This window comes from Variovorax sp. BGA-UO-ETr-C22, from assembly GCF_059567965.1.
The window spans coordinates 22,903-43,989 of the sequence record NZ_JCAQPA010000003.1 but is presented as its reverse complement, the minus strand read 5'-3'; the positions used below and the strand labels follow the sequence as shown (position 1 = coordinate 43,989).

21 protein-coding genes are annotated in these 21,087 nt (G+C 65.0%); 16 read left to right on the top strand and 5 right to left on the bottom strand.

Features of this window, described 5'->3' with window-relative positions; translation table 11 throughout:
• Nucleotides 1-551 precede the first annotated feature (551 nt).
• The 15 genes from AC57B8_RS00240 (at nt 552) to AC57B8_RS00170 (ending at nt 13,080) form a co-directional block, all read left to right on the top strand.
• On the top strand, nt 552-797 hold the full coding sequence (locus tag AC57B8_RS00240; protein WP_496478267.1) for a type II toxin-antitoxin system Phd/YefM family antitoxin: 246 nt from the start codon (nt 552-554) through the stop codon (nt 795-797).
• Nucleotides 794-1,222, top strand: coding sequence for a type II toxin-antitoxin system VapC family toxin (locus AC57B8_RS00235; RefSeq protein ID WP_496478266.1), 429 nt, complete (start codon nt 794-796; stop codon nt 1,220-1,222). Before AC57B8_RS00240 ends, AC57B8_RS00235 begins: the two co-directional genes overlap by 4 nt.
• 192 nt (nt 1,223-1,414) lie before the next feature.
• On the top strand, nt 1,415-1,513 hold the full coding sequence (locus tag AC57B8_RS00230) for an ArdC-like ssDNA-binding domain-containing protein (protein WP_496478265.1): 99 nt from the start codon (nt 1,415-1,417) through the stop codon (nt 1,511-1,513).
• A gap of 243 nt (nt 1,514-1,756) precedes the next feature.
• Nucleotides 1,757-2,434 (top strand): PDDEXK nuclease domain-containing protein, encoded by a 678-nt coding sequence (locus AC57B8_RS00225; RefSeq protein WP_496478264.1) that lies wholly within the window; start codon nt 1,757-1,759, stop codon nt 2,432-2,434.
• A 589-nt stretch (nt 2,435-3,023) separates the two neighbouring features.
• Nucleotides 3,024-4,067, top strand: coding sequence for a Bug family tripartite tricarboxylate transporter substrate binding protein (locus AC57B8_RS00220; protein ID WP_496478263.1), 1,044 nt, complete (start codon nt 3,024-3,026; stop codon nt 4,065-4,067).
• An 11-nt stretch (nt 4,068-4,078) separates the two neighbouring features.
• Entirely contained in the window at nt 4,079-4,465 is a 387-nt protein-coding gene (locus tag AC57B8_RS00215) for a chorismate mutase family protein (RefSeq protein ID WP_496478262.1), read from the top strand.
• Between the two features lie 133 nt (nt 4,466-4,598).
• Nucleotides 4,599-5,213: a hypothetical protein gene (locus AC57B8_RS00210; protein ID WP_496478261.1), complete on the top strand. Its 615-nt coding sequence runs from the start codon at nt 4,599-4,601 to the stop codon at nt 5,211-5,213.
• Nucleotides 5,214-5,794: 581 nt separating this feature from the next.
• Nucleotides 5,795-6,118, top strand: a complete 324-nt coding sequence (locus AC57B8_RS00205; RefSeq protein WP_496478260.1) for a type II toxin-antitoxin system RelE/ParE family toxin — start codon at nt 5,795-5,797, stop codon at nt 6,116-6,118.
• Nucleotides 6,115-6,456, top strand: a complete 342-nt coding sequence (locus tag AC57B8_RS00200) for an addiction module antidote protein (RefSeq protein ID WP_496478259.1) — start codon at nt 6,115-6,117, stop codon at nt 6,454-6,456. The genes AC57B8_RS00205 and AC57B8_RS00200 overlap by 4 nt, the downstream gene beginning before the upstream one ends.
• A gap of 634 nt (nt 6,457-7,090) precedes the next feature.
• A complete protein-coding gene (locus tag AC57B8_RS00195; RefSeq protein ID WP_496478258.1) occupies nt 7,091-7,594 on the top strand; it encodes a bacteriohemerythrin in 504 nt (167 codons plus the stop codon).
• 30 nt (nt 7,595-7,624) lie between these two features.
• Nucleotides 7,625-8,944 carry a Rieske 2Fe-2S domain-containing protein gene (locus AC57B8_RS00190; RefSeq protein ID WP_496478257.1) on the top strand — a complete coding sequence of 440 codons (1,320 nt, stop codon included), beginning with the start codon at nt 7,625-7,627 and terminating at the stop codon, nt 8,942-8,944.
• A gap of 4 nt (nt 8,945-8,948) precedes the next feature.
• The gene (locus AC57B8_RS00185) at nt 8,949-9,938 is read left to right on the top strand and encodes a PhnD/SsuA/transferrin family substrate-binding protein (protein WP_496478256.1); all 990 of its coding nucleotides are present in this window, start codon (nt 8,949-8,951) and stop codon (nt 9,936-9,938) included.
• Nucleotides 9,939-10,005: 67 nt separating this feature from the next.
• A complete protein-coding gene (locus tag AC57B8_RS00180) occupies nt 10,006-10,920 on the top strand; it encodes a Bug family tripartite tricarboxylate transporter substrate binding protein (protein WP_496478255.1) in 915 nt (304 codons plus the stop codon).
• 10 nt (nt 10,921-10,930) lie between these two features.
• Nucleotides 10,931-11,899: a PDR/VanB family oxidoreductase gene (locus AC57B8_RS00175; RefSeq protein ID WP_496478254.1), complete on the top strand. Its 969-nt coding sequence runs from the start codon at nt 10,931-10,933 to the stop codon at nt 11,897-11,899.
• Entirely contained in the window at nt 11,896-13,080 is a 1,185-nt protein-coding gene (locus AC57B8_RS00170) for a Gfo/Idh/MocA family protein (RefSeq protein WP_496478253.1), read from the top strand. The genes AC57B8_RS00175 and AC57B8_RS00170 overlap by 4 nt, the downstream gene beginning before the upstream one ends.
• A 15-nt stretch (nt 13,081-13,095) precedes the next feature.
• On the opposite strand, the gene AC57B8_RS00165 is transcribed toward AC57B8_RS00170, so the two are convergent.
• From AC57B8_RS00165 to AC57B8_RS00150, 4 genes are all read right to left on the bottom strand, one after another.
• Nucleotides 13,096-13,626, bottom strand: a complete 531-nt coding sequence (locus tag AC57B8_RS00165; RefSeq protein ID WP_496478326.1) for a MarR family winged helix-turn-helix transcriptional regulator — start codon at nt 13,624-13,626, stop codon at nt 13,096-13,098.
• A gap of 103 nt (nt 13,627-13,729) precedes the next feature.
• Nucleotides 13,730-15,025 (bottom strand): alpha/beta hydrolase, encoded by a 1,296-nt coding sequence (locus tag AC57B8_RS00160; RefSeq protein ID WP_496478252.1) that lies wholly within the window; start codon nt 15,023-15,025, stop codon nt 13,730-13,732.
• A 33-nt stretch (nt 15,026-15,058) separates the two neighbouring features.
• Nucleotides 15,059-15,826, bottom strand: coding sequence for an SDR family oxidoreductase (locus AC57B8_RS00155; RefSeq protein WP_496478251.1), 768 nt, complete (start codon nt 15,824-15,826; stop codon nt 15,059-15,061).
• The gene (locus AC57B8_RS00150; protein WP_496478250.1) at nt 15,823-16,791 is read right to left on the bottom strand and encodes a Bug family tripartite tricarboxylate transporter substrate binding protein; all 969 of its coding nucleotides are present in this window, start codon (nt 16,789-16,791) and stop codon (nt 15,823-15,825) included. Before AC57B8_RS00150 ends, AC57B8_RS00155 begins: the two co-directional genes overlap by 4 nt.
• A 213-nt stretch (nt 16,792-17,004) precedes the next feature.
• Between AC57B8_RS00150 and AC57B8_RS00145 the strand changes: the two genes are divergently transcribed.
• On the top strand, nt 17,005-18,105 hold the full coding sequence (locus AC57B8_RS00145) for a CaiB/BaiF CoA transferase family protein (protein ID WP_496478249.1): 1,101 nt from the start codon (nt 17,005-17,007) through the stop codon (nt 18,103-18,105).
• 13 nt (nt 18,106-18,118) lie between these two features.
• Here AC57B8_RS00145 and AC57B8_RS00140 read toward each other — a convergent pair whose 3' ends face one another.
• Nucleotides 18,119-20,788, bottom strand: a complete 2,670-nt coding sequence (locus AC57B8_RS00140; RefSeq protein ID WP_496478248.1) for a winged helix-turn-helix domain-containing protein — start codon at nt 20,786-20,788, stop codon at nt 18,119-18,121.
• Nucleotides 20,789-21,087: the final 299 nt, after the last annotated feature.

Below are 21,087 nucleotides of genomic sequence, written 5' to 3'. Positions count from 1 at the left end.
CCGATGAGGTGCATCGTGCAAGGTGACAAAGAGAGCGCCATGTGAGGACTCGCCCGATCGTGCGTCCATGCGACAAAACTGACGCGAGGCCGCAGGAGGGGTTCTCAGCGCGACGTGCCTTGCGAGATTTATTGATGTAAGCGCACGCTTCTATTCGTCGACCGTCCTTCAAATCGTCAAGGCAGCAACGTCCATCTGCTCGATGGTGACGAGTTGGCATCGACGGCGACACCTGGCTGGACAAACAGCGAAGAAGGCTTCGAGCTCAGGACACACTTCGGATTCATCAGGCGCAGCGCGTCTGGCTGCGGGACAGGCTCGCGGAACCGTTCGCCAGAGCCATGATGGCTGGGACGCATCATGCGCCTCAACGCGTTCGCTGGCATAGCGCTAGACACGGGTACGCCCCAGCCCTGAACCACCTTGGGAGTGGCGGTGTCGGATTTTTCTTGCAACGCTCAAAGGGCAATGATAATCTGGTCAGTATGACTAGATTTACAGGGGCGAGTAACCCTCCATCCAAGCGCCCAGCCCCGCCACCGGGGTACTGGTTGCTGCAAGATGCCAAGGCGCGTTTTAGCGAGTTGGTACGGCGCGTCCGTAGCGACGGGCCGCAACACGTGACCGTTCATGGCCGCGATGAGGTCGTGGTCATCGCCGCAGAGGAGTTCAGACGCTTGCAGGGAGCACAGACAGGCAAAGCTTTGGTGGATGCGCTGCAAGCTTCACCGCATCGCGATATCGATTTGGTTCTTGCGCCCTCTGAAGCCTCCCTGGTCCGGGACGTTCAATTGTGAAGGGCTTCCTGCTCGACACCAATATCCTGTCCGAGCTGCGACGGGTACGGCCAGAACCGAAGGTCGTCTCGTTCATCAGTGCCCAGCCGCTGGACAACCTGTTCGTAAGCGCTGTCACCTTTGCCGAAATCCGCTTTGGTATCGAACTGATCGAAGACATTCACAAACGCGCATCCCTCAATGACTGGCTGAATCTGCGACTGCGCCCGATGTTCGAGAACCGCGTGCTCCCCGTCAGCGAAGACATCATGTTCAAGTGGCGGTTGGTAGTCGAAGAAGGACGCAAGAGCGGCCACACCTTCCCCCAACCCGACCTGATCATCGCGGCCACCGCCCTGCATCACGGGCTCACCATCGTGTCGCGGGACGCTGGGGGATACGCCAAAACGGGCGCGGTGCTCGTCAATCCGTGGCAGAGCCAGTAATGCCGAGCGCAGATCACGAAAATCGTAGATCGTTGACGCGATGAAGAAGGTTGGATGATGGCGCCACCCTTGCGGGGTGGGTGATCTCCCCCCGGGCGGCCTGCGGTTCTGCTGGCACCTCCGGTTTCGCCAGCGGGCAGGGGTGATGCGCATTGCGCTGCATCAACTCCAAACCCGACGGGGAGAGAAACCATGAAGACCCAAGTCCCGAAGACCGATATCTATGCCCGTGTTGTCGACCGCATCATTCAATCGCTGGAGGCTGGGACGCGCCCATGGTTCAAGCCGTAGAGCGTGACGAAAGATGGACGGCGACCGCTGTCGTCTTTGCGCGGCAACGGCATGCCCTATCGCGGGATCAATGTCCTCTTGCTATGGGGCGACGCCATGGACAAGGGCTTGTTGCACCACCTGGATGACCTACAAGCAGGCGCAGAGGCGTGGCGCGCATGTTCGTCCGCTGGGCGGGGGAGTTAAGCCGGTTTAGCTCGATGGTCCAGCCCGTCTACTCTTGCAGAAGCTCATCCTGCGGATTTGAGGATTCACCCCACGGGCGCGCCCGGAAGTTCTGCGACAGCTTGTCGCAGAACCCGGGGGCACCACCTGCTGATCCTCAGCAAGCTGGATGAGCCTGCGCAGCGGATTTTCTATCTGCGCGCATGCGCCGCCTTCGACTGGCGCCGCAACGTCTTGCTGAATCGGATCAAGGCAGGTGCCCATGGCCGCTCGCAGTCCGAGGGCAAGAGTCACAACTTCCCGCTGGCATTGCCCGCCAACTTGGCCGAACAGGCCGAGGAGGCACTCAAGAGCGGCTACAACCTGGAGTTCCTCGCTATCCGCCAAGCGGTCAAGGAGTGGGAGCTCGAGAACCAGTTGATCGAAAAATTGCGCGACTTCATCCTCGAGCTGGGCGACGGCTTCTGTTTCATAGGCCGCCAGCATCGCCTAACCCTGGGACGCAACGAATACTTCATCGATCTTCTGTTCTATCACCGCTTCCTAAAATCGCTGGTGACCGTCGAACTGCAAATCGGGAAGTTCGAGCCCGCGTACGCAGGCAAGATGGATTTCTACCTGAACCTGCTCAACGAGAAGGTGCGCGCGCCCGACGATGCGCCGTCGATCGGCATCATCCTGTGCGCGGAGAAGGGCAACCTGGAAGTGGAGTTCGCGCTCAAGAGCAGGTCCAACCCGATCGGCGTTGCCGAGTAGCAGCTCCAGGACAAGCTGCCGGCAGAGATGAAGGGCAAGCTGCCCACTGCGCGGCAACTGCAGGGCAGCGTGCGCCTGCAAACGCGCACCACTGCATCGCCATGAACCTCGAGATCGTCCTGAAGATGTCGTCAGGTTGTCGTTGCAACCTCGGCCGATGATCTGCAGCCGCGCTTCCTCTGGTACGGCTGTCGATCACGAACGCGGCGCAAGACACATATTCTCCGATCCCCCAATGCGTGCGAGTGCCGCCCGCCGCCCTGGTGGCGGTTATCGCGCGATGCTGATTTTCTCGGGCGCAGGCAGGCTCTTGTTTGCATGCCCGTGCCGGACTGCAGCACACGCTGCAGCAGCAAGGCACAAATCACGCACAGCAGTAGCGGCGGCGCCACACGTCCGCAGGTCACTGACGCCAACCATTGAAATTGCATCGCAGGCAACGGGGAACTGCCGCTATGTGCGTTTCGGCCCTGCAGATGCCCAGCCGCAAGGGAGGGGCGACGTGCGGGTGTTTTGCGTCTGAAGCAGCAGTTGATTCGGCGCGCTGGCGCAGAAAAACTTCGCTCTCCGATATCCAACTTCTTCTGCCATGCACTTCCTTCCTTTTCGATCGCTGGCCGCACGTCTGTTGTGGGGTGCCGGCCTGCTTGCCTGCGCCAGCATCGCCTGCGCTCAATCGTCCGGCGCGGCTCGCTCCGATGCCTCCCCGTCTGCCGCGGCGCCAGCGGCAGCGCTAGGCTGGCCGACGAAGCCGGTGCGTCTGGTCGTCGGCTTCGGCGGCGGCTCCTCGCCGGATTTCGTGGCGCGCGTGCTCGCCGCGCCCATGGCGAAGCTCCTGGGACAACCGGTGATCGTCGAGAACCATCCCGGCGCGAGCGGCAACATTGCGGCGGACATCGTGGCCAAGTCGACCGACAGGCACACGGTCGGTATCCTCATCAACGGCAACATGACGATCGCCAAGATCCTGAACCCGGCGACGTCCTACGATCCCCGGAAGGACCTGATGCCGCTGAGCATCATCTGCACCGCGCCGCTGGTGCTCGCCACGACGCCGGAGGTCTCGAAGGCGGACGGCCGCGCTTTCATCGAGGCGGCCCGGGCGGGCGGCACCCAGTGGAGCTACGGCACGCCGGGCATCGGCACCATCGGCCACCTCGGCATGGAACTCCTGAAGGCGCGCACGGGCATCGGCGCTGTGCATGTGCCCTACCAGGGCAATCCGCAGGTCATCACGGGTCTGATCGGCGCACAACTGCAACTGGCGCTCCTTCCGCCGGGCCTTGCACAGGAACAGGTCAGGGCCGGAAAGCTGCGCGCGATCGGCGTGACCTCGGCGCGCCGATCCACCCTCGTGCCGGACTATCCGAGCTTGCAGGAAGCAGGCCTCAAGGATTTCGAACTCGAGATCTGGACCGCTGCGGCGGCACCCGCCAGTCTGCCCGCACCCGTCGCCCAGCGCCTGGCCCAAGTTCTGGCGGAGGTCATCCGCTTGCCCGAGGTGCGGCAGAAGCTTTTTCAGCATGGCTACGAAGCGGCTGGCATCTCGGGCGAGCCGCTGGTGCGCCGGGTGAAGGCGGACACGGCTGCGCTCACTCAAATCATCGAGAGCCAAGGCATCAAGCTCGAATAAGGAGATCCCCTATGAATTCAGAACAGCGGCGACCAAGCAGTGGCCATGAAACCGAGGCCGTGGCGCATGACGTGCCTTCGACCCTCCCCGGTAGCAGCGAAGAGGCCCAACGGATCCTGCAATTGCTGCGTGACGAACTCGATGGCCTGGACAGAACGCTGCTCGAGACCGTGAGGCGCAGGCTCGACTGCTGCTGCCGGATCGGCCTGCACAAGCGCGAGCATGCGATTCCGATGATGCAACCCCATCGCATCGGCGTGGTGCAGGCCCGTGCGGCCGCCTTTGCCGCCGAGCACGGCGTGAGCCCGGTGTTCCTGCATGCCCTCTACGAACTGATCATCACGGAGACCTGCCGGCTGGAGGATGAGATCATCGGTGTGCCCTTGACGTCTGCATGAAGCCGAGCGTCTTGCGCATGCACAAGCGCCGGTGCCGCACTCGTGAGGTCTCGCGCATGCCGCGAGCGTCGCACGCGCGGCTGTCGCGGCCGAACCGTTGTCACCGGCCATGCGCCACCGCCAGGGCGAACACATGCTGATCTTTTCCACGCTGGGCCCTGAGGGCAGCAACCATCACTTTGTCCTCCAGCAGTACCTGGCTGCACATGGCATCGCGCAGGCCTCTCGCATCGTGCTGTTCGACGACTTCCACCGTGGTGCGCGCGCGCTGATCGCCGGCGAGGCGGACTATCTGCTCCAGTGTGCCGTGCATCCTGCGGCTGCCGAGATCACGGGCACCTACCGCACGGCCATGGTGGTGGTCGATGCCTTCATTTCTCCCAGTCAGCCCATGGCGCTGGTGCGGACCATGGGAAGCGGGGAGGGCGCCGCCAGGGTGGGCGTGCAGCCTGCCACGCAGACCTATGCCGACCTGTCCGCCTGGCCGACCGTCGTCCACGAGCCCACGGTGCTCGCGGTCCAGGCCGGCCTGACGGGAGGACGCTACAACGCGGGCATCGTCTTCACGTCCTTCGCAGCGGCGCACGCGGATCGCTTCGAGGTGGTCGAGTCCATCGGCACCGTCTGCGATGCATGGATCGTCTACGGACGCCAGTCCGTAGACGAAGGCGGCGCGGTGGTCTGGAACGACAGTCCGGCCGCACGGCAGTTCCGGGCACGGATCGAGCGATCGTCAGAGTTCGGCTGATGACGGATTCAGAGTACGTCTTCGCCACTGCCTCAAGGTAACGCCATCGGCCGTCGCGCGACGAGCCTCGCGCGAGTTGCCTGTCGCAGACGTGAAGGGATGCCTGGGAGGCAATCCCAAACCAGATCGTGTCGATCACGTGCAGGCCATCTGCTTGCTTCTTTGCGACTGCCGGGATGCGCGGGATGGCCGGGGAGACCATATGCCGAAGGTCGATGAAGGCATGTCATGCGCGTGCGCTGAATGCATCGCGCCACCGCAGGCTCCGTTGACCGGCGAGGAATCGTCGCGTCACCCAGCTCAGGAGCGGCCCCCGGGTGTTCAAAAGAAAAATGACCGCACCCTCTATGAAAGGGGGACATGTCAAAGCCCATGAGCGAGGAAGCGCACCGCCCTCCAGCTCCGGTGACACAGGAGCCCAAGAGCCCGGTCGCGGTCTACAAGCCATTTCGGCATCGCAAGGACGGCACTCGCGCAGTCCCGCCTGCAGCAAGCGCGCGACCGATGCGTCGGCCGAGCTTGCGTCATGAAGGTGGCCACCTTCGTGTCTGTGATTTATAAGTTGCAATGAAGGCCAAGCCATGATTGAAGTCCGGCGAGAGCAGCGGGCGGATGGTGTGGTGCCGCTGACCGTCTGGTTGGCTGATCTGCGCGACGCGCGAGCTCGGGCCACGCTGGAAATCCGTTCCCGACGGGTGTCTCTGGGCATGTTTGGCGACATCCAGCCGGTCGGTGACGGTGTCCTGGAACTGCGCGAGGACATCGGCCCCGGCTATCGCGTGTACATCGGCCGGCACGGTGCGGCGCTGGTCATCCTGCTGTGTGGCGGCGACAAGCGCTTGCAGGATGCGGACGTTCAACGGGCCAAGGAATACTGGCTGGACTGGAAACGGAGAAATGGATGAGCAATCGCGAACATGCCATCTCGGTCTCCCATAGCGAGGCCACCATTGCAGAACTGCCTGCCGATCGAGGCTTTGCGGTCGAGTACCTGAAATCCGCACTGGAAGAACTGGACAACCCGGAGCATCGAGCGGTCGGTCTGCTGGCGCTGCGCGACGTGGCCGAGGCCTACGGCGGACTGGCGACGGTGGCCCAGGAGGCAGGCATCACCCGTGAAGCGCTCTATCGGGCACTGTCGCCGACCGGCAATCCGACGCTCAAGACCTTGCTGGCCGTGCTGCATGCGGTCGGCATGCGCTTGTCGGTTGCGCCTGCCGAGCCCGTCGCGTCGCACGCCTGAGTCACTGGCCTGCCGGCCCAATAGCAATGGCCGCAGGCCGTTCAAACACTCCGCATCGTGCCCAGCCAGCGCTCCATCACGAAAATCACGAGGGCGTGCGATGCATGACCGCCAAGCGCACTTCTGATACCACGATGCCAGGACCCGGTTCTACAAGAGCGAAGCTGACGTCGCCCTGGGCTCTCTGATCCCCATCCTCGCTGGTGTTTGTGAAGACCTTGGTCTATCACGCCATGGGCGCTTTGATGCCGTATCCAGTCGAGGATCCAGCTTGTCTAGAAGACAAGCCACACGTGCACTGCTACATCCGAGGGCTCTCCCCATTCGATAGGAATGCCTTCGATACGTTCGCCAAGGTGTAGCGAGCAGAGAGTGAGGGCACGCACGTTGAGAGACTCGCAGTGCGTCAGCCTGCTACTCGCCACTCGCGGACTTCCGCTCCCGCAAGTCTCCGATAGGCATCGTCGTTCGATGCCGAAGGTTCGTCCGCTTACTCGGTGAAAGACAGACCGAAACCGCGAATTGAGCGAGTCCCTCCTTGGTTCGCAAGGGATGTCAATTCGGGCAGGATTGAAAGCTATTTTGTTAGTCGACTAATGATATTGACGGAACTGACATCTCTGAATATAGTTAGATGACTAACAAAATTACTCAGCTGATCGAGTCAAAAACCATGTCCAGTTCAAGATCGATACCTCTCGTCGACCAAGGGGCGTTGCCGCTGGGCTACGCACCCATGGATCGCCTCCATGACGAGTTCATCGTCCTCGTGAACGCGTTGGCCGAGGCCGGGGACCATGTGGTCGCCGATGCACTCGATGCATTGGCATCGAATGCCAAAGAGCACTTTGGCGCCGAAGACAGATGGATGCACGAGACGGACTTCCCCGCACGGGAGTGCCATGTCGATGAGCATGCGGCGGTCATGCGGTCGATCGCTGGCGTTCAACGCCGTGTGGCGTGTGGAGATTTCGAAGCCGCTCGCCGTCTTGCGAACGAACTCATCGCGTGGTTTCCCGGTCATGCGGACTATCTCGATTCGGCGCTGGCGCACTGGATGTGCAAGCGTCGCCTGGGCGGTGTACCGATCGTCGTGCACCGCCACATCAAGCCGTTCATTGCGGCCGCCGCCCACTGACCTCATTTCCCTTTCCCGATAGAGATTCCAATGCTGACAAAAGAAGAGAACGAACTGCTGTGCCGCGTGGAAGGCGACGCACCGATGGGGCGATTGATGCGCAGCCACTGGACGCCCGTCTGCCTCATCGAGGAGGTTGGCGAGCCCGACGGTGCCCCCGTGAAGGCGCGTGTGCTGGGTGAAGATCTCGTCGTGTTCCGTGACAGCGATGGCCGTGTCGGCGTGTTGGCCGAGGCCTGCCCGCACCGCGGTCCATCGCTGGTGCTGGGCCGCAACGAGGAGGGCGGTCTGCGCTGCCTGTACCACGGCTGGAAGATGGATGTGGACGGCAATGTGCTGGAGATGGCCTCCGAGCCGGCTGCCAGCGGCATGGCGGAAAAGACCCGGCACAAGGCCTACCCCGCAAAGGAATGGGGTGGCATGGTGTGGAGTTGGTTCGGTGCGCAGGACGACGTGCCCGAGTTTCGCGCTCCCTCGTGGGCCCCGTCGGCAGACGTTCGTGTGAGCATCGCCAAGGCATTGCTGCCTTGCAACTGGGCCCAGGTTCTCGAAGGTGCGATCGATTCCGCGCACAGCTCGAGCCTGCATTCGTCGGACATGGTTCCGGCGCGTGTGGACAGCGCCAAGGCCACGCAGAAGACCTGGCTGCGACCATCGACCGACAAGGCGCCGCGCATGCAGGTGGAGCGCGGGAGCTACGGCTTTCGCTACGCCGCGCTGCGTCGCCCCATTCAGAACGCCAACGTCAACGACTACGTGCGCTCCACGGTGTTCGTCGCGCCGGGCACGGCGTTGATTCCGCCGAACAATCTCTACAACGTCGCGAACGTGAACGTCCCGATCGACGACACGAACACCGCGTTCTATTTCATCGCCTGGGGCCATCCCGCGCAGACGCCCGAGACCGACACATGGCGCAAGTTCCTGCGCCAGACAGTGGGCGTCGACCTGGACGACCGCTACCGGCCGCTACGAAATGAAGACAACCAATTCTGGCAAGACCGCCAGGCAATGAAAGCCGGCAACTTCACGGGCATCACCGGCTTTCCCAATCAGGACGTGGCCATGTGGGTGACGATGGGGCCGATCGCCGATCGGAGCAAGGAGCGCCTGGGAGCCAGCGACCTGGCAATCGTCGAATTTCGCCGGCAGATGATCGACGCGGTGCGAGCGTTTGAGAACGGGGCGCCCGCCATCGGCACTGGTGAGGACGCAGTTCCGCCCAGTGTGTGCGCTTTCCAGGCCGTGGTTCCCAAGACCACGGACTGGCGCGACTACGAAGCGCGCTTCACCTGGATCGACGGCCAGGAACATCCCGAGTTCGAACCTTCCTATCTTGTGAGCCGCTGACACCATGACCAAGCTTCAACTGTCCATCGCCATGGGCGACTACGACCGAACCCGCGCGCTGTTCGACGGCCGTGTGCAGATCGACGGCGTCACGCCGGTCTGCTCCCTGCTGAACCCCGAGGAAATGTTCTTCAGGGCGATGCGCAGCCAGGACTTCGACATCACCGAGTTGTCGTTCTCCAGCTACCTGGTCAAGCACTCAAGAGGGGAGTGCCCGTACATCGCCGTGCCGGTGTTTCTGTCGCGCGCGTTCCGCCATACATCGATCTATGTGCGCAAGGACCGCATCAAGCGCCCGGAGGATCTGAAAGGCAAGCGCATCGGACTGCCCGAGTACCAGCTGACGGCCAACGTATGGGCGCGCGCGATCCTGCACGACGACCATGGTGTGCGCCCGCAAGACGTGACCTGGGTGCGCGGCGGCATCGACACACCCGGGCGTCCGGAAAAGGTCAGGCTGCAACTGCCTGCAGACGTGCGTGTCGAAGAGGCTCCCGCGGGGACGACCATCTCCGAGCTGCTCGACCGAGGGGAGATCGACGGCTTCATCGCCCCGCGCCCGCCGGGCAGGCAGGCGCTGGACAACCCGAACGTCGGATGGCTCTTCGACGATCCGACGGCTGTCGCCAAGGACTACTACCAGCGCACCGGCGTGTTCCCGATCATGCATGTCGTGGGCATTCGCAAGGAGCTGGCCGAGCAGCATCGCTGGTTGCCGGCAACGGTGCAGAAGGCCTTCACGCAGGCCAAGGCCGCGGCCCTGGGGTTGCTGGCTGACACCTCGGCGACCAAGGTCACCCTGCCGTTCGTGGAAGAGCAACTGAAGGCCGCGCGAGAAACCATGGGCGAGGACTACTGGTCCTACGGTGTCGCGCCTGCCCGCAAGACGCTCGAAACTTTCGTGCGTCATCACCATTCGCAAGGCCTGTCCTCGCGCCTGGTCCCAGTCGAAGAGCTCTTTCATCCCGCCACGTACGAGACCTACAGCATCTAGGAGACACGTCTTGAACTGCGTACCCTTGCTCAGAGTGGCCGTGGCGAGCCTCGTTCTCGGAACGGCCATGTACGTGCACGCCGAGCCCTATCCGTCGAAGCCGATCAGGCTCGTCGTCCCCTACTCGCCGGGCGGCCTGCCCGATACGGTGGCGCGCGTGCTCGCGCACCGCTTGCAGACGGCCTTTGGCCAGCCGGTGGTCGTGGAGAACAAGCCTGGTGCCGGTGGCGCCGTTGCGGCCGTCACGATCGCGCAGTCGCCGGCCGACGGCTACACCTTGCTGGTCAGCGACGGCGCCATGCTGGCGATCACGCCGCTGATGACGCAAAAGCCTGCCTACAACGCTGAGAGAGATTTCGCGCCGGTGTCCCTCGTGGGCATCGCTCCGCTCTTCCTGGCAGCGAACCCGCGGGTCAAGGCCAACACGCTCGACGAACTGGTAGCACAGGCCAAGGCCAATCCCGCGGCCTTCAACTATGGATCGTCGGGCATCGGCAGCATCCACCACCTCACGGCCGAAGCAATGAAGGCGGGCCTGGGAATCCAGGCGATGCACGTGCCGTTTCGCGGAAGCGGCAACTCCGTGCCCGCCATGATTGGTGGCGATGTCGACCTGGTCTTCGCATCTCCACCGTCGCTTATGGGGTTTGTGAAGGCCGGCCAGGCGAAGTTGCTGGCGATCAACTCGTCCAAACGTTCGCCGTTGGCGCCCGACGTACCCGCCCTGGCCGAGCAGATCCCCGGCTTCGATTTCGCATTCACGGTCGCCGTGCTTGCCAAGACCGGAACGCCGCACGAACCCATCGACAGGATCAGCGCCGAGATCGCCAGGATCGTCAAGCAGCCCGACGTCGTGGACAAGCTGCAGAAGGCCGGTGTCGACCCCATCGGCGAAGGCCCGGGCCAGCTCGCCAAGGCCTTGCGCGCGGAGGCCGAGCGCATCGCCGCCGCGGCGAAGCTCGCGAACCTCAAGCCTGAATGAGGCACAGACGATGACCATCGAAACCAGCGCCGAAACGCCGATGCCGCTTCGCATCGTTCGCATCTGCGACGTTGCACAGGGCATCCGGAGTTTCGAACTCGCGCATCCCGAAGGGGCCCTGCTGCCGGCGTTCACGCCCGGATCGCACATCAAGGTGCAAACGCCCAGCGGCGCCGTGCGCAAGTATTCGCTGTGCAACGACCCCGCGGACCGGACGCACTATGTCATCACGGTCAAGCGCGACGCCAATGGCCAGGGTGGCTCGGCCAGCATGCACGACGGCACACGAGATGGCGACATGCTGCCGGCCTCCTCGCCTGACAACGCCTTTCCGCTGACGGGCAACGCCAAGGCCTATCTCTTCATCGCAGGCGGCATCGGCATCACGCCCATTCTGTCGATGATTCGGTCCTTCGGTGAGCTTGCTCCGGTGCCCTGGAAGCTCCACTACCTGACACGTTCGCCCGAGACGACTGCCTTTGCGCAAGAGTTGACCTGCTCGCAGTGGCGTCGCAACGTGAGCATCCATCATGACCACGGGGATCCGTCGAGGTCTTTCGATCTCTGGCCGGCGCTCGAGAAACCCAACAGCGCACACGTCTACTGCTGCGGCCCGCGCCCGCTCATGGAGTCGGTGCGCGACATGACCGGGCATTGGTCGCCCCAGAATGTGCACTTCGAGAGCTTCAGCGAAGGCGGCGGGGTCAAGCCCGACGACCGACCGTTCAAGGTCGTGCTCGCTCGCTCGCAGGTCGAACTCGAGGTCCCGGTGGGCCAGTCGATCCTGGCCGCGCTGCGGGCGCATGGCCACCGCGCACCATCGTCCTGCGAAAGCGGGACCTGCGGCACCTGCCGCACGAGCCTTCTTGCGGGAGAGGCGGATCACCGCGACATGGTGCTGATGCCCGAAGAGATGTCCGGCCAGATCATGATCTGCGTTTCGCGCGCGAAGTCGCCCTCGCTGGTGCTCGACCTGTGAGCGCGCACCGTCCGATCCGCCTGGGCGTTGCCGGCCTGGGCCGTGCGTTCACGCTGATGCTGCCGACCTTCCTTCAGGACCGGCGCGTGCAGCTCGTGGCTGCCTGCGATCCGCGCGAGTCGGCACGGGCGCAGTTCGCCAGCGACTTCGGCGCGTCGGTCTACCCGGACATGGAAGGCCTCGCCGCCGATCCGTCTGTCGAGGTCGTCTACATCGCGAGTCCCCATCAGTTTCATGTGTTGCATGCGTGCATCGCTGCCTCGCACGGTAAGCACGTGCTGGTCGAGAAACCCATGGCGCTCGCGCTGGACGAGTGCGACCAGATGATCGAGGCCTGTCGCGCAGCCGGCGTGCGGCTGATCGTCGGGCATTGCCATAGCTTCGACGCCCCCTACGCCAAGGCGCGCGACCTCATTGCCGAAGGCGATGTCGGCCGCGTCCGAATGATCCAGGCGTTGAACTACACCGACTTTCTCTACCGCCCCCGCCGTCCTGAGGAACTCCAGACCGATGCCGGCGGTGGCGTTGTCTTCAGCCAGGCTGCGCACCAGGTCGACATCGTCCGGTTGCTGGCGGGCAGTCCCGTGGTCAAGGTGCGTGCGATCACCGGGGCCTGGGATCCGAAGCGGCCGACCGAAGGCGCCTACACCGCCTTGCTGTGGTTCGAGGGCGGTGCCTTCGCCAGCCTGGCCTACAGCGGCTACGGTCACTTCGACTCGGACGAGTGGTGCGATTGGACGGGCGAGATGGGCTCCAGCAAGGACCCCCAGGACTACGGCCTTGCACGCAGGCGGCTGGCCGACATCCACGATGCGGCGCAGGAGGCGAGCGCGAAGGCGGCAAGCACCTACGGTGGACCTGCCTACCGGCCGGCGCCGATGGCGGCCCCGGCACGCTACCAGCACTTCGGGTCGGTCGTGGTGTCTTGCGACCAGGCCGATTTGCGGCCGATGCCTGACGGTGTCTGGGTCTACGCCAACGCGCGCCGCGAATTCGTTCGGCTTCCCGCACCTGCCGTGCCTCGCCACGAGGTCATCGATGAGCTCTGCGCCGCAGTTCAGCACGGTGTGTCGGCCTTGCATGACGGGCCGTGGGCGAGGTCCACGCTCGAGGTGTGCCTGGCCCTCCTGGCGTCCGCGCGCGAAGGCCGCGATATCGACCTGCCTGCGTCGCCGATCTGAGGGCGGTGAAGCCGTCTACAGCGCGCTGTTGTCGGTCTCTGACCCTGACAGCATCTCGTCGCTGGCCAGGTTGTCCAGCATGACCAGCAGGCTGCGGCGGGTGCTGGCGACGGCCGCCTCGTCGAGGCCGCGCATCGCAAGGCCGTTGACTTCCTCGGCCAGCGGTACGAGCTTTTTCTTCAAGGCCTTGCCGGCCGGGGTGAGGAAGACATACAGGTTCTTCCGGTTGCCTTCCATCCGCTCCCGCGTGATGTAGCCCTGCGACTCCATCGCGCGCAGCGCGATGAGCGTCGTCGGTTCCATGACGCCGGCTTCCTGGCTGAGCTCGCGCTGCGTCAGGCCGTCATGCTCCCAGAGGATTCGAAGGAAGGTCCAGTGCCCCAGCGACACCCCGTGTGTGGCCAGCCGTGCCTGCAGCGAGCGCAGGAAGCTGCGAGCGCTGTCCTTGACCAGATGTGCCATCCGGTCGTTCGGCACCGCTTCGTGCCAGTGCTTGAGCAACCGGGCGGAAATTTCGGCTTCGCGCGCCGCTGTGAGTTTCGACATGTCCTCCATTTTCTCAGAGCCGCCCCGTGCACGACCCGGTCCGGTCATGCGACGTGCGGTCCGAGAGGGCGTACCCTGTGCCAGGAGCGCGCGCCGGCGCGACTCACAGCGGGCAGCGCGCCTGCAGCCAGGGCAGCAGCGTGGCCATCTGCTCGAGCGCGCCGGCGTTCTGCGGCTCGTCGCCTTCCGGTTCGAAATAGTGCAGCCGGTGGGGAAACTCGAACAGGGTCTTGTCGCTGCTGCCCAGCGAATCCATGATGGTCTTCGTGTGGGTCAACGGGTACACGTCGAGGTCGCGGCCGGTGTGCACGACGACCACGGGTTCGGTCACCGCGGCGGCCGTTTTCGGGATGTTGGCGTTGCTGCTCAGGCCCGACCAGGTCGACAGCCAGGCATCGGGCGTCTGCAGTCGCCCGAAGCCCAGAAGCTGGAAGTTCATGATGTCCGGCCGGTCGCTCAGGAGGCTGCCGTAGCCGCGCTCGCTCGGGTCGATGCTGTTGTCCACGTAGTGCGGATTGGCCATGGTCCGGTAGGTGGTGATCACCGGCGTGAAAGTGGCTTGCTGGATGGCCGCGCGCTGCAGGTACGGCGGGGCGTTCTCGAAGCCCGGCCAGTTGCACAGGGCCTCGCCGTGGCCACGCTCGGCAATCAGCGAATGTGCCAGCGCGTCGATGCGTGCGACGCGCTCCAGTTGCTTGCGGCGATAGCGAGCCAGGAAGTCGGGGTCGTAGCGGGTCCACCGCGGGGCCGGCTGGAATCCATTGGCCGGGTCGTACATGTCCAGCGATGCATCGGTGAGCATCGGGTTGTGCTCGTCGATCACCGACGGGTCGATGGTCTCGTTGAGCACCAGCCCCTGGCCGATGTGGGCGGCCGTGATGATCATGGCGTCGAACGGCGGCATCGAGACATCGGCCAGGGGGATCGGCCGTCCGGCTGGCGTCTGGCGCAGCCGCTCGGAGGGCTTGGCCTTGGCTTGCTGCTGGTAGAAGCAGCCCAGCGTGCCCCCGCCCGAATTGCCGAGCCACACCACCTTCTCGACACCGCATTCGTCGCGCAGCCAGTTGACGTAGGCCGCCAGGTCCAACAGCAGCTGCTCGTGGACGCAGTTCAGATCGTTGTTGATGGACCGCAGGTTGGCGCCGACGCAAGCGTAGCCGGCGCGCAGCAAGGCAGGAAAGGCGTAGTGCTGAGAAAAGTCCACGCGGGGGTGGGCCGCGATCACGGCCACCTTGGGCCTGGGATTGGAGCGGGGCGTCCAGTGCAGCCCCCTGACCTGCACGCCGTCGTGCGTGTTCAGAAGCAGGGGCATGCACTCGGCGAATTCGTTCACGGGTTCGCGAAAGCGAATCCAGCTGGCGCGCCAGTAGGTCGCGGAAAGCAATCGGGAAGCGGTCATTCGGTTCTCGTCCAAGTGTGTGTTCGGTGGCGTCTATGCCGCGGTCAATCCGGAGTCCATCGTCAGCGCGGCGCCGAGGGTGGAGGCCGCGCCCTTCGAGCAGAGCCACAAGGCGCCGGAGGCAATTTCTTCGGGCGTGCTGTAGCGGCCCAGCGGATAGTTGCTGCCGCCGCCGGATGCGATCTCCTGTCCGATCGAGGAAACGATGCGCCCCGCCATCTCGGTGCTCACGCCGGCTGGACAGATCGCGTTGACGCGAATCTGCTGGCGGCCGTATTGGAGCGCCGCGCTGCGTGTCAGGCCCAGGACACCGTGCTTGGACGCCGAGTAGGCGGCACAACGCTTAGAGCCGACCAGCCCCGCGGCCGAGGCGATGTTCACGATGGCCCCGCCTGTTCCCTGCGCCAGCATTTGCCGGATCTGGGAGCGCATGCAATGCCACACGCCGCGCAGGTTGACGTCCATCACCTGGTCGAACAGGTCGTCGTCTTCGTCCAGCAGTGCCTTCGCCGCACCCTCGACACCCGCTGCGTTCACGGCGAAGTCGAGAGTGCCGCGTTGTGCGGCTGCGTGCGCGACGGCGGCGTCGACCATCTCGCCGCGGCGCACGTCGCAGACCATCGATGCCCCTTCGCCTCCGGCTTGCCGCAGCGCCGCCAGGGTGTCGGCAAGCGCGCGCTCGTCGCGGTCGGCCAGCAGCACCCAGGCGCCGGCCTGGGCGAAGGCAAGCGCCGTGGCCCGGCCGATGCCGGCGCCAGCGCCCGTGACGAAGGCCGTCCGGCCCTGCAGTTCGGCGCTCATCGCTCGATCACCACGCCCGAGCTCTGGACCAGCGTCCGCCAGATCTCCATATCGCGCTTCATGGCCGGTAGAAACGCCGGGCCGTCCAGCCAGTTCATCGTGATGTTCAGGTCGTCCAGCGTCTTGCGCATGGAGGCATCCTCGCTGATGGCACGAAGCTCCTTCACCAGCCGGGCCGCGATCTCGGGCGGCAACTTGGCAGGCGCCATGAAGGCGTACCAGCCGCCTGTCCAGTTGATCTCCTTGAAGCCCTGCTCGAGGAATGTGGAAACGTCGGGCAGCGAAGGCGCGCGTCCGGGGGCGATCACCGCCAGGCCCTTGAGCGTGCCGCGCTGGATGTGCGCGCGCGCCGTGGCCACCGTCAGCAGCGCCAGGTCGATCTGGCCACCCAGCAAGTCGGTCAGTGCCTGCGATTCGCCCTTGTAGGGCACGTTGAGCATCCCCAGCTTCTGCGACTTGTTGAATACCTCGAGGATGACCTGAGGACCGAGTCCCGTGGTGCCGAACGTCAGTCCCTTGCCTGGCGCGAAGTGCACCAGTTCCTTCGCCGTGTTGGCCCCCAGACTGGCGCGCGTGGCCAGCACCGTCGCCGCCGCACCGATGCGAGACAGCGGCGTGAAGTCGGCGATGGGGTCGTATCCGACATCCTTGAATTGCACCGGGTTCTGGATGTGCTGCGTGAAAGTCAGCAGCAGGGTGTAGCCATCGGCCGGCGCGCGCGCCACGGACACGGTGCCCGGAATGCCATTGGCCCCGGGGCGGTTCTCCACCACGATCGGTTGTCCGACACGTTCGCCCAGGCGGCGGCCGAACTCGCGGGCCATGACATCGGCGGTGCCCCCGGGTGTCACGGGGACGATGATCTTGATCGGCCGGGCGGGCCAGGGTTCCTGGCCGTAGGTGAGCGACGTCAACGAGGGCAAGGCGGCGGCCCCCAACCATTTGACGAAAGCGCGTTTCTTCACGTTGTCTCCTTCTGCAAGCGGGTTGCTCAATCGAGTGTAGGGAGGGGCTGTGTGCAGCCCCATCGTCTGATCAGACGTATTCGAACGTCCTCAAAAGCGTTGTCATATCCGTCGCATCCGACGGTGCGCAGGCGCCGGTGCCTGACGAAGATCCGCTCTGGCAATGCGGATGTGCGGGGCACACCAGACGTAGCGAACCCATGCGAGGAATGAATGGCCGGACCATTGAACGGATTGCGGATGATCGAGATGGCCGGCGCGCAGAGCGGGTCCTTCTGCGCGATGCTCTTTGCCGATCTTGGTGCCGACGTCATTGCCATCGAGCCGCCGGGGAGTGCGCATGGCGCGTGCGATGTCACCGAGCGCGGCAAGCGCCGGTTGTCGCTCGACGTGTCGTTGCCCGAGTCCCGCGACGCGGCACTGCAACTGATGGCGCGGGCAGACCTGCTCGTCGAGGGGTTTCGACCCGGCACGATGGAGCGGCTCGGATTGGGGCCCGCCGAATGCCACGCCCGCAACCCGCGCCTGGTCTATGGCCGCATCACCGGCTGGGGACAGACCGGGCCGCTGGCCGGCACTGCCGGCCACGACATCAACCACATCGCCCTGACGGGCGCGTTGCACGCCATGGGCCGGCCGGGGGAAGCGCCGCCGCCCCCGCTGACCTACCTGGGTGACTACGCCGGAGGGGCGATGCTGCTCGCCGTGGGGCTGCTCGCTGCGTTGCACGAGGCGCGTGCCTCGGGCCGTGGCCAGGTCGTCGATGCAGCGAAGACGGACGGCGTCGCGCTGCTGTCCTCGCTGTTCTACGGCATGAACGCGGCGGGGGGCTTGTCCGGCGAGCGCGGCGGCAACCTGCTGGACAGCGGCGCGCACTTCTACGACACCTACGCGTGCGCCGACGGCAGGTTCGTGGCCATCGGTGCCATCGAGTCGGCGTCTTTTTGCCGCTTGTGCGAGTTGTGCGGGCTCGACGAATCGTTCGCGGCGCAGCAGATGGACCGCGTGCAGTGGCCGCTCATGAAGCTGCGGCTGATCGATGTCTTTCGAACGCGCACCCGCGACGAGTGGCGCGTGCTTCTGGAGGGTACCGATGCGTGCTTTGCGCCGGTGCTCGACTGGGACGAGGCGCCGGCTCATCCGCACAACCGCGCGCGCAGCACTTTCGTCACGCTCGACGGCGTGGTACAGCCGGCGCCGGCACCCCGCTTCTCGCGCTCTGCGGCGGCGCGGCCGCGCGCCGGAAGCCGCTTGGATCTGGCCGGGGCGCTGGACGGCTGGGCTGTGCAACAGCTCGCGCCGGCCACCGCCTGAGCACGTTGTCGTTTCAGCAAACCAGGCCGAATCGACGAGCGATCGACACCGCCTGCGTGCGGTTGTGGGCGGACAACTTCGTGTTGATGCTGCGAAGGTGTGTGCGCACCGTGCTTTCGGCCACGAACAACTTGTCGGCCATGGCGCCGTTCGAGTAGCCCTCGGCCAGCAGCTTGAGAACCCGCACCTCCTTGTTGGTGAGCGCGTCTCCCTTCCAGGGTGTTTCGACCGACGGTGTCGGGTCCGGCCCGTCGGCCTGTTCGTCCCCTCCCAGCGCAGCGAGCAGGCGTTGCAAGTACTCCAGCAGGATCGGATCTTCGTTCAGCTTCGGTGCCCGGCTTCGGGCCTGGAACACGGCGTTCAATGGGCCCGCGACAGCCTGGCCCTCGTCGAGGATCAGGCGCATGAAGCCCTCGCGGCTGCCTTCCAGGAGTACGTCGCCCAACACCTCGACCGCCGCGGCCTGCGTGCCGTCCTGGCGCCACAGCGCCATGGCCAGGAGCACCCGCAGCTTGTGTGCCCGACGGATGCGCGACTCGGCCTGCGCTTGCGGCAACATGGTCTCGATGCACCGCGCTGCTTCGGCCGGATCGCCGAAGTTGACTTCCCAGCTCAAGCGGCTGATCTCGATGTCCAGCAGCTCATGGGCGGGCAGCCGCTGGCACGCCACGCGGTCCCATACCGCGCGGTCGTTGCTGCGGTCCAATTCGAGGCGCGCGCCGAACGCGTTGCCCTGCCGGATCAGCAGGCAGGCACGTTCCAGCCTGGCTGAAGCCACCACCCGTGGCAGCCTGCGAAGGTGCCCGAGCGTCTCCAGTTCGGTGAGCATGCGCAGCGCGCCGTCGACGTCACCGCGCCCGAACAGCAGCCGTGACTGGATCGCGTGGCATTCGATCATGTGGTCCGGCAACCCGGCATCGCGGGCCAGCGGCAGGTAGACGTTCAACAGGCGCTCGACCGCCTTCAGTTCATTGGCCTCGTACATCGCGCTCGCGTACAGCACGCCGGCCCAGGCATTGCCGCCGGTATAGCGGTTGGCGCCGGAGCGCGTGCAGCCGAGCGCGATCCGAAAACGCGCCACGGCCTGCCTGAACAGCCCCCGATCGAAGTCCAGCATGCCCTCGGTCGACTCCGTGTACATGCGGTTGAAAACGCTGCCGTATTGCGCATTGCGGGCCGAGTCGAGCAGCCGCTGTGCTTCGTGCGTCTTCCCCAGGACGGCGGTGACATGCGCCATGCAGTTCGTCAACACGGTATCGGCGAAGGTCACGCCGGTGGGGAGTCGTGCCATGCCCTCGCACCCGATCTGGTGGGCCTCGCAATAGCGGTCCTGCATGGCCAGCAGCAGGGGCCGCAAGGCGTTCACATGGGCGCCGATGACGGTGTCGTCGCTGGTCGCGATCCCGCAGTCGGCCAGCAAGGCCTGTCCCTCGTTCGCTCCTTGCGTGAACAGCACGGCCCAGACCTCGATGGCCTGCGTCAACGGGTGCTCGCGCAACCTGTGGCGCGGGATGACGGAGAACCAGCGCGCGAGCAGCCGCATGCGGCCGTCCTCCAGAAAGCGCTGCGCGTGTTGCGTGAGCAGGGTCAGCGCGTGCGGGAAGTCCCCGCCTTCGATCGCATGGTCGATGGCCGGCACGGGGCGTTCCACCGATTCGTACCATGAAGAAGCGGCCAGGTGCAGCCGCAGCACTTCACCCGGATGGTCACGCTCCAGTTGTGCCCGCAAGAATGCTGCAAACAGGCTGTGGAACCGGTAGTGCGGCTCCAGCCCCGCGGTCTCGACGGGCAGAAGGAACAGGCTGGACGCGTGCAGATGCGCGAGCATGGCGGCGCAGTCGGCATGCGGATACAGCGCCTGGCACAGCGATGGGCTCAGCTCGCGCAGGATGCTGGTGCGCAGCAGGAACTCGCGCACGACCGGTGTCTGTCGATCGAGCACATCCACGGCCAGGTACTCGGCGATGGCTCCACCGGAGCCTGTCAGCCGCTGCACCAGCACGGCCGGCTCTTCATTCCGTTCGAGCGCCATTGCCGCGAGCATGAGCGCCGCGATCCAGCCTTCGGTGCGCGCGTGCAGCATGGCGAGCACGTCGGTTGGCAGCGCTGGCAGGCCGCGCGTCTTCAGGAAGTCGCGCGTTTCCTCCACACTGAAGCGCAGTGCTTCGACGTCGATTTCCAGGAGCAGGCCGCGCACGCGCAGACGGCCCAGGTCCAGGTCGGGTAGGTTGCGCGAGCCGATCACGAGCCGGCCGTTGTTCGGCAGGCGACCCACGATCTCGCGCAACAGCGCCAGCGCGGCGGGGGACTGCAAGACTTCGAATTCGTCCAGGAAGAGTGCAAACGGCGGGCCTTCCCGCGCGAGCAGCGCGACGGCATCGGTGTCGCACGCGTGGTGGTGCCCTTCCTCGGCGATCTGCAGCCGGGCAACGGCCTCGGCGATGACGTGGACGAAGCGCGGCGTGTCGTTGTCGGCCGCATCCAGCGTGATCCACGCCGTCGAGACGCCGCGCGCCTGCAGATGGTCATGGATCTGGCGCAGGGACGTGGTCTTGCCGAAGCCGGCAGGTGCGCGCGCCAACACCAGCTTGGCGTTGGGGGCGCGGTCGACGCGCTCGATGACCACGCGGCGCTGGATCCGTGACGCGCTGTCGCCCGGGAGATCGAACTTGCTGGCATGCATCAACGCCCGGGGAGGTGCCCGGACGGAAGAGGCAGGCGAAGGAAGCGATGGCGACGGCATGGACAGCTCGTGATGCGAAGGTCTGATAAATTATAAGTCGACTAAGTATATTTGCGAACCCTCGAATGACCAATGGCAGATGAAACGAAAGAACCGGGGAGGACGGGCGGCTCGAATTCATCGATGCCGGGCGCTTTGTCGCCCATGGAATCCCTGTCGTCGGATGCGACGGTTTTGGGCCCTTGCGTTCGAGCCGGGTGATACGTCTGATCAGACGATGGTTCGTTTCAGGGGGGCGG